Origin of the sequence: Brevibacterium picturae, from assembly GCF_030453725.1 — a bacterium.
Lineage (GTDB): Bacteria > Actinomycetota > Actinomycetes > Actinomycetales > Brevibacteriaceae > Brevibacterium > Brevibacterium sandarakinum_A.
Map to the genome: position 1 here is coordinate 1 of NZ_JAKDJU010000142.1, position 7,560 is coordinate 7,560.

Here is a 7,560-nt window from a genome sequence, read left to right on the forward strand (position 1 = left end):
AATTCGCATACGAATGTGCGCATTCCGACGGAATCAATGGTAGATTGTGTTGAGATCCAAATCACGGAGGTGAAGAATGGCCCACTTGCTGCCGAGCGGAAGCAGTCACCGCCTGGGCAACCTCGACGACAAATCGAAAGCGATCATCGTCGAGCTGCAGCACGATGGACGCAAGTCCTATTCCGCCATCGGCAAGTCCGTCGGGCTGTCCGAAGCGGCCGTCCGTCAACGGGTCTCCAGACTCATCGATTCCGGCGTGATGGAAATCGTCGCCGTGACCGATCCCTTGAGTCTCGGCTTCGCCCGACAGGCCATGGTGGGAGTCAAGGTTCGGGGCGATATCTCCAAGGTCGCCGACAGACTGCACGGCTACGACGAGATCGACTATCTCGTCGTGACCGCAGGGTCGTTCGACCTCTTAGTCGAGATCGTCTGCGAATCGGATCGACACCTGATCGAATTCGTCAACGAAGAGCTGCGCTCGATCGACGCGATCGTGGACACGGAGCTATTCATGTACCTCTCACTCGAGAAGCAAAAATACAATTGGGGGACGCGATGACAAAGAATGTCACCAGAGCTGGCACCGACTATCAGGATGCCATCCGCAACAACGTGTGGATGCACATGGCTCCGCACCAGTCACTGTTCAACGGTGGTGAAGCACCGATCATCACCGGTGGCGAAGGCCACCACATCTTCGACGACAAGGGCAATAAGTACCTTGACGGGCTGGCCGGGCTGTTCACGGTCCAGGTCGGTCACGGTCGCGAGGAGATCGCGAAGGCGATGTACGACCAAGCGCTGAAGCTGCCCTTCATGCCGCTGTGGTCCTTCGCTCACCCGCAGGCGATCGAGGTCTCCGAGCGCCTGGCAAGCTTCGCTCCAAGTGATCTCAACCGTGTCTTCCTCACCTCAGGTGGCGGCGACTCTGTCGAGTCGGCGATGAAGCTGGCCAAGAACTACTTCAAGGTCACGGGCAAGCCCGGCAAGCACAAGATCATCTCACGTGCCACGGCCTACCACGGCACCCCGCACGGTGCACTGTCAGTGACCTCACTGCCGGACCTGCGCGAGCAGTTCGCCCCCCTGGTCCCCGGTGCGATCAAGGTGCCGAATACGAACTTCTACCGTTCGCCGGAGCCCTACGCCCACGATGAGAAGGCCTTCGGCCGTTGGGCGGCCGACCGCATCGCCGAGGCCATCGAATTCGAGGGTGCTGATTCGGTTGCGGCTGTCTTCGTCGAGCCCGTGCAGAACTCCGGCGGCTGCTTCCCGCCGCCCCCCGGATATTTCGAACGCGTCCGCGAGATCTGCAACGAGTACGACGTGCTCATGGTCTCCGACGAGACCATCTGCGCCTATGGCCGCATCGGCGACATGTTCGCCTGCAACGATTTCGGCTACGTCCCCGACATCATCACCAGCGCCAAGGGCATCACCTCCGGTTATGCTCCGCTCGGTGCGATGATCGCCTCGGATCGTCTGTTCGAGCCCTTCGGTCCCGGTGGCGATGAGACGTTCTACCACGGCTACACCTTCGGCGGTCACCCCGTCTCCTGTGCCGCGGCGATGGCGAACTTCGACGTGTTCGAGAAGGAGAAGCTCAACGACCACGTCCACGAGAACGCTGCCGCGTTCAAGTTCACGCTCGAGAAGCTCAAAGACCTGCCGATCGTCGGTGACGTTCGCGGTGAGGGCTTCTTCTACGGCATCGAACTCGTCAAGGATCGCGACACCAAGGAGTCCTTCACCGAGGAGGAGTCCGAGCGCATCCTCAAGAACTTCGTGTCCGCGAAGATGTACGAGAACGGCCTGTACTGCCGCGCCGATGACCGCGGAGATCCAGTCATTCAGCTCTCGCCTCCCCTGACCGTCGGTCAGAATGAGTTCGACGAGATGGAACAGATCATCCGCGGCGTCCTCTCGGAGGCTTGGACGAAGCTCTGATCGCAGCCTGAGGCCCAGACACTGGCGGCCCGGTCACACGAAGCGGCCCCGATTACTCATCCGAGGAATCGGGGCCGCTTCGCTTCCAGCACAGGGTCGCTGGCACATGGGCCGTTTCGCGTACGCCCGTTGCACTTGATGCGACGCCGACCAGGCTGAAACTGCGTGTTTGCTGCCCGGAAGAAGTCGCTTTCCCAGCGTCCTATTCAAGGCGCCCGAACTTTCTCCCGCTTGTCTCGGCCGACGGCGGCGCGGCTCCCCACGGAACAGCCCTGCTGCTAGTCGCGGCGGCGCAGCTCCCGGCGAGTCAGTGGCTGATCCGTGTGATCCGCTTCGGTAGTCATAGGAACGCCATTGCGCGCAGACACAGCAGTATTCTCCAGCACGCCGCTGGTCGGTCTTGTCGTGGCTGCCCGGCTCGAGGCGGACTCCCGCTTCACAGTGGCAACTCCCTCATCGGCCTGGTCATCGCCTGCCGCGGCGCCGCCACGTGAGTCGCGCGCAGGACCAGGACGCAGACCCGACCTGACGACGAGGACACCCAATCCGGTGGTGACGGGTATTGCAATGACGAGGCCGATCGAGCACACGAGGATGCTCACGACCTCGACCGACATCTCTCCCCGCGTGAGGGTCTCGAAGAACGACTGATCATAGGCGGAGACGATGATGAGCGTGAGCAGGGCAGAACCCACGTAGGCGAACGTGATGGTGTACACCGTCGAGGCGATGTGGTCGCGACCGATGCGCATGGCTCGAGCGAAGAGCTGCCCGGCCTTCAGATCCGGGGCCACCGTCGCCAGCTCCCACACCGCCGAAGCTTGCGTGATGGTGACGTCGTTGAGCACGCCGAGGCCGGTGACGAGAATCGCGCAGACGATGAGGTCTGCCATCGACACGTCCGCGGTGTCGGCAAGGAGGAAGGCGTCCTCGGTGTAGGCAACGCCGAGATTCGCCCAAGAGGTCATCCAGAACCCGAGCACGCCTGTGATGATGATGCCGAGCACGGTCCCGAAGAGGGCCGTGGTCGTCCGCGTGGAGACTCCATGGGCCAGGTAGAGGGCGATGAGCATGATCGCACTCGCCGCGACCATGGCCACGAGGATCGGCGGCTTGGAGTCGAGAATCGCCGGCAGCATGAACACGATCAGTACGACACCGGCGAACCCGAGGCCGGCCAGGGCCCGCAGACCGCGAAAGCCCGCGACGAGGAGCACGATGAGTCCGTAGAAGATCGCCAGCCCGAGAATAGGCACGTTCCGGTCGTAGTCGATGAACACATAGTCCGAGCCGATGGCCGCACGATCCGGAGAGTCAGTGAAGTCGAGTACCTTGAGCGTGTCCCCGACGGTGATTCCGGATTTGATCGCGTCAGGAGTCACATAGAGATTTCCCTCTTGTCCTTCCACTTCGGCCGTGAATGTCATGCAGTCGACTGCGAGCATCGGATCCGCCTCCCCACTGGACTCGCAGTTCGAGGCGTCCACGGCGATGACCCTCGCCTCGGCGTTGGCGACGCCCTCGGCAGAGTTCGTCGTCGGGCCTCCACCTGGCAGTTCCTGTTGTGCCGCGTCCGGCCACAGTAGGAACAGTCCCCCGACCGTGAGGAGGACGAGCGGAATAAGACACACGATCATGATCAGCCGGACCCTCGGCGAGGCCGTGGGCTCCCGCTGGAGGGGCATATGCATGTCGGACCTTCGTGTTGATGGTTCGGACTGGTTGAGAGTATCTGCACTCGTGGCGCGTGGGCGTCATCGTGCTCGCTGCGTGTGCCGAGAAGAAGCGGTGACGAATCATAGGGGCCCAGTTGGCCGCTGTTCCAGCCGGCCGATGTTCAGGCCCGGCCGATGTTCAGGCCCGGCCGATGTTCCGACCGACCGGGCCCGATACTCAGGCGCCGCTGAGATGCTCAGGCGCCCCTGAAAGACTCAGACGCCGAGGTGCTCGGCCAGGTAGTTCTCGACCTGATCGAGGGCCACGCGCTCCTGGCTCATGTCGTCGCGCTTGCGGATGGTGACCGCATTGTCGTCGAGCGAGTCGAAGTCGAAGGTGATGCACAGTGGGGTGCCGATCTCGTCCTGGCGACGGTAGCGCCGGCCGATCGCACCGGCATCATCGAAGTCGATGTTCCAGCGCTTGCGCAGGCGAGCCGCGAGCTCCTTGGCCTGTGGGGACAGCTTCTCGTTCCGGCTCAAAGGCAGCACTGCTGCCTTGATCGGAGCCAAGCGCGGGTCGAGCCTGAGCACGATGCGCTTATCGGTCCCGCCCTTGGTGTTCGGAGCCTCGTCCTCGGTGTATGCGTCGATGAGGAAGGCCATCATCGAACGGGTCAGGCCGAAGGAGGGTTCGATCACGTAAGGGGTGAAACGCTCACCGCTGGCCTGGTCGAAGTACTGCAGCTTCGCGCCCGAAGCCTCGGTGTGGGTGCCGAGGTCGTAGTCGGTGCGGTTGGCGACGCCCATCAGCTCGCCCCACTCGGACCCCTGGAAGCCGAAGCGGTACTCGATGTCGATGGTTCCCGAGGAGTAGTGGGCCCGGTCGTCCTCAGGTACGTCGAGGCGCTGGACGTTGTCTTCGGAGATGCCGAGGTCGAGGAACCAGTTCCAGCAGGCCTCGACCCATTCGCGGTAGAAGCCGTCGGCCTCCTCGGGGCGGACGAAGTACTCGATCTCCATCTGCTCGAACTCGCGGGTGCGGAAGATGAAGTTGCCCGGGGTGATCTCGTTGCGGAAGGCCTTGCCGATCTGGCCGATGCCGAAGGGCGGCTTCTTCCGTGCTGCGGTGACGACGTTGTTGAAGTTGACGAAGATGCCCTGTGCGGTCTCCGGGCGCAGATAGTTCAGTCCCGCCTCGGAGTCGACAGGCCCGAGGAAGGTCTTGACCAGCCCGGAGAATTCCTGGGGCTCGGTCCACTGTCCCCGCGTTCCGCAGTCGGGGCAGACGACGTCGGCCATGCCGTTCTCGGGTGCCTTGGAGTGCTTGGCCTCATAGGCTTCGACGAGGTGGTCTTCACGGTGGCGCTTGTGGCAGTTGAGGCATTCGACGAGAGGGTCGACGAAGGTCTCGACGTGGCCGGAGGCCTCCCACACGCGCTTGGGCAGGATGATCGAGGAGTCGAGTCCGACGACGTCCTCGCGACCGCGGACGAAGGTCTGCCACCATTGGGCCTTGATGTTGTCTTTGAGCTCGACGCCCAAAGGACCGTAGTCCCAGGCCGAACGGGAACCGCCATAGATCTCTCCGGCTTGGAAGACGAATCCTCTGCGTTTGGCCAGGGCGATGACGGCATCCAACTTGGACTGTGCCACGTTTATTCTCCTTGAGGTAGTTCGCCGACGGCCGGCTGCCGTGGCTCGCAGGTACAGCCTATCTGTTCGACCCTGGCCCGCCGCCGTCGACTCGAGGGCGACGGAACTCACACTGCCCCTGAGGGCTATCAGTCACCCCGGCAGGCGTCGGGCATGTAAACTTGAGGCACACCCAAACCTTTCTCCGTACTGACGGTTTTCAAGTCTGTCCAAGCAAGCCTTGGATCTCATACGGTTTCGGCCCGGATTGCTCACGATGATTGCACAAGTGGCCGCAGGGTAGATCGCCACTACAGTCATCTGCGATCAAGTGTGTGCCGACGTGAGAGAGAAAACTCATGACAGATGTGTCCTCAACCGACGAACCGACAACACCGAAGTTCTCCGAGCTGGGTCTCCACCCGCTCGTCCTCCAGGCAGTCGAGGCCCAGGGCTATGAGACCCCGACTCCGATCCAGGCTGAAACGATCCCCGCACTGGTCGAAGGCCGCGACGTCATCGGCCTGGCCCAGACCGGCACCGGCAAGACCGCCGCTTTCGCTCTTCCAGCACTGTCCGACCTCGCCGAGGCGGGCCGCGCCAACGACGGCCCCTTCGCTCTGGTCCTGACCCCCACCCGCGAGCTTGCGATCCAGGTCGCCGAGGCGTTCACCTCGTATGCGACCAACCTCGACGACTTCTCCGTCCTCCCGATCTACGGCGGCCAGGCCTACGGCCCACAGCTATCGGGCCTCAAGCGCGGAGCTCAGGTCGTCGTGGGAACGCCCGGTCGTGTCATCGACCACCTCAAAAAGGGATCTCTCAAGCTCGGCAGCCTCCGTCACCTCATCCTCGACGAGGCCGACGAGATGCTCAAGATGGGCTTCGCCGAAGACATCGAAGAGATCTTCAGCCAGTCCGGAGACTCGCGTCAGGTGGCCCTGTTCTCCGCCACGATGCCGACATCGATCCACCGCCTGACCGGCAAATACCTCAACAACCCCAAAGAGGTGCGGGTCGCGTCGAAGTCGCAGACCGGATCGAACATCCGTCAGCGCTACCACATGGTCCAGCACTCGCATAAGCTCGACGCTCTGACCCGCATCCTCGAGGTCGAGGAGTACGAGGGCATCATCATGTTCGTCCGCACCAAGCAGGCCACGGAGGAGCTCGCTGAGAAGCTGCGTGCCCGCGGCTTCAAGGCGTCGGCGATCAACGGTGACATTCCACAGCAGGCTCGTGAGCGCACGATCGATATGCTGCGCAGCGGCAAGGTCGACATCCTCGTCGCCACCGATGTCGCGGCTCGTGGTCTCGACGTCGAGCGCATCACCCTCGTCGTCAACTTCGACATCCCGCATGACACCGAATCCTACGTCCACCGCATCGGCCGCACCGGCCGCGCAGGGCGTTCAGGCGAGGCGATCCTCTTCGTCACCCCGCGTGAGCAGCGTCTGCTCGGCTCCATCGAGCGCGCGACGAAGCAGAAGGTCGAACCGCTGTCGATGCCCAGCGTCGAACAGCTGACCAACACCCGTGTGGAGAAGTTCACCAAGCGCATCGACGATGTGCTGGCCACGACCGAGCTGACCGAGCTCGCGACCGTCATCGAACAGTACGAGCTCTCCCGCAATGTTCCGGCGACGGACATCGCAGCCGCTCTGGCGTCGATGGTCCTCGAGTCGAACTCCCTCAAGGCCGACCCCATGCCCGAGCCCAGCCGTGGCAAGCCCGGACGCGACCGTGATGGCGGTCGCGACGGCAAGCCCGGACGTGAACGTTCGTCCCGTCCGCGTGACGAGAACATGACCACCTACCGTCTGGCCGTCGGCCGCAACGAACGCCTGCAGCCGGGTGCCGTTGTCGGCGCCATCGCCAACGAAGGCGGCCTCACTTCGAAGGAGATCGGCCACATCGACATCCGGTCGAACCATACCCTGGTCGATCTGCCCAAGGATCTCGATTCCTCGGTCATGCGCAAGCTCTCCAATACCCAGATCCAGGGTCGCCCGATCGACATCCGTCCGGACTCGGGTCGTCCGGCTCGCCCATTCAAGAAGCGCAACTTCGACAAGCAGCCCGGCGACAGCCGCAACTTCCGCAATGATCGTCGCGGAGGCGCCAAGAAGTTCAGCTGATGACGACTTCGGCGGCGAACGCTCAAGTGACCGCTGCTGAGGTGCTGAGCCGCTGAGCAGACTTCGGCACCGAGCTCACAGAGAAGCAGAGGTCCCCCAACGTTTTCGTTGCGGGCCCTAGACAGATAACGGGCGGGTGGTGTTAGGTGTTTAATAACACGAGTGATCCACCGCACCCCCCA

General features: G+C 62.8%; 5 protein-coding genes. 3 read left to right on the forward strand and 2 right to left on the reverse strand.

Annotation, left to right across the window (positions count from 1 at the left end):
* The first annotated feature begins 76 nt into the window (after positions 1-76).
* Both L0G76_RS12335 and L0G76_RS12340 read left to right on the forward strand, forming a co-directional pair.
* Positions 77-562, forward strand: a complete 486-nt coding sequence (locus L0G76_RS12335; protein ID WP_304357492.1) for an Lrp/AsnC family transcriptional regulator — start codon at positions 77-79, stop codon at positions 560-562.
* Positions 559-1,950: an aspartate aminotransferase family protein gene (locus tag L0G76_RS12340; RefSeq protein ID WP_304357493.1), complete on the forward strand. Its 1,392-nt coding sequence runs from the start codon at positions 559-561 to the stop codon at positions 1,948-1,950. Before L0G76_RS12335 ends, L0G76_RS12340 begins: the two co-directional genes overlap by 4 nt.
* Before the next feature lie 278 nt (positions 1,951-2,228).
* Here the strand turns inward: L0G76_RS12340 and L0G76_RS12345 are convergent, their stop codons facing one another.
* Positions 2,229-3,641: a YibE/F family protein gene (locus L0G76_RS12345; RefSeq protein ID WP_193083685.1), complete on the reverse strand. Its 1,413-nt coding sequence runs from the start codon at positions 3,639-3,641 to the stop codon at positions 2,229-2,231.
* 240 nt (positions 3,642-3,881) lie between these two features.
* A complete protein-coding gene (locus L0G76_RS12350) occupies positions 3,882-5,261 on the reverse strand; it encodes a glycine--tRNA ligase (protein WP_304357494.1) in 1,380 nt (459 codons plus the stop codon).
* Positions 5,262-5,599: 338 nt separating this feature from the next.
* Between L0G76_RS12350 and L0G76_RS12355 the strand changes: the two genes are divergently transcribed.
* On the forward strand, positions 5,600-7,378 hold the full coding sequence (locus L0G76_RS12355) for a DEAD/DEAH box helicase (protein WP_304357495.1): 1,779 nt from the start codon (positions 5,600-5,602) through the stop codon (positions 7,376-7,378).
* Positions 7,379-7,560 lie beyond the last annotated feature (182 nt).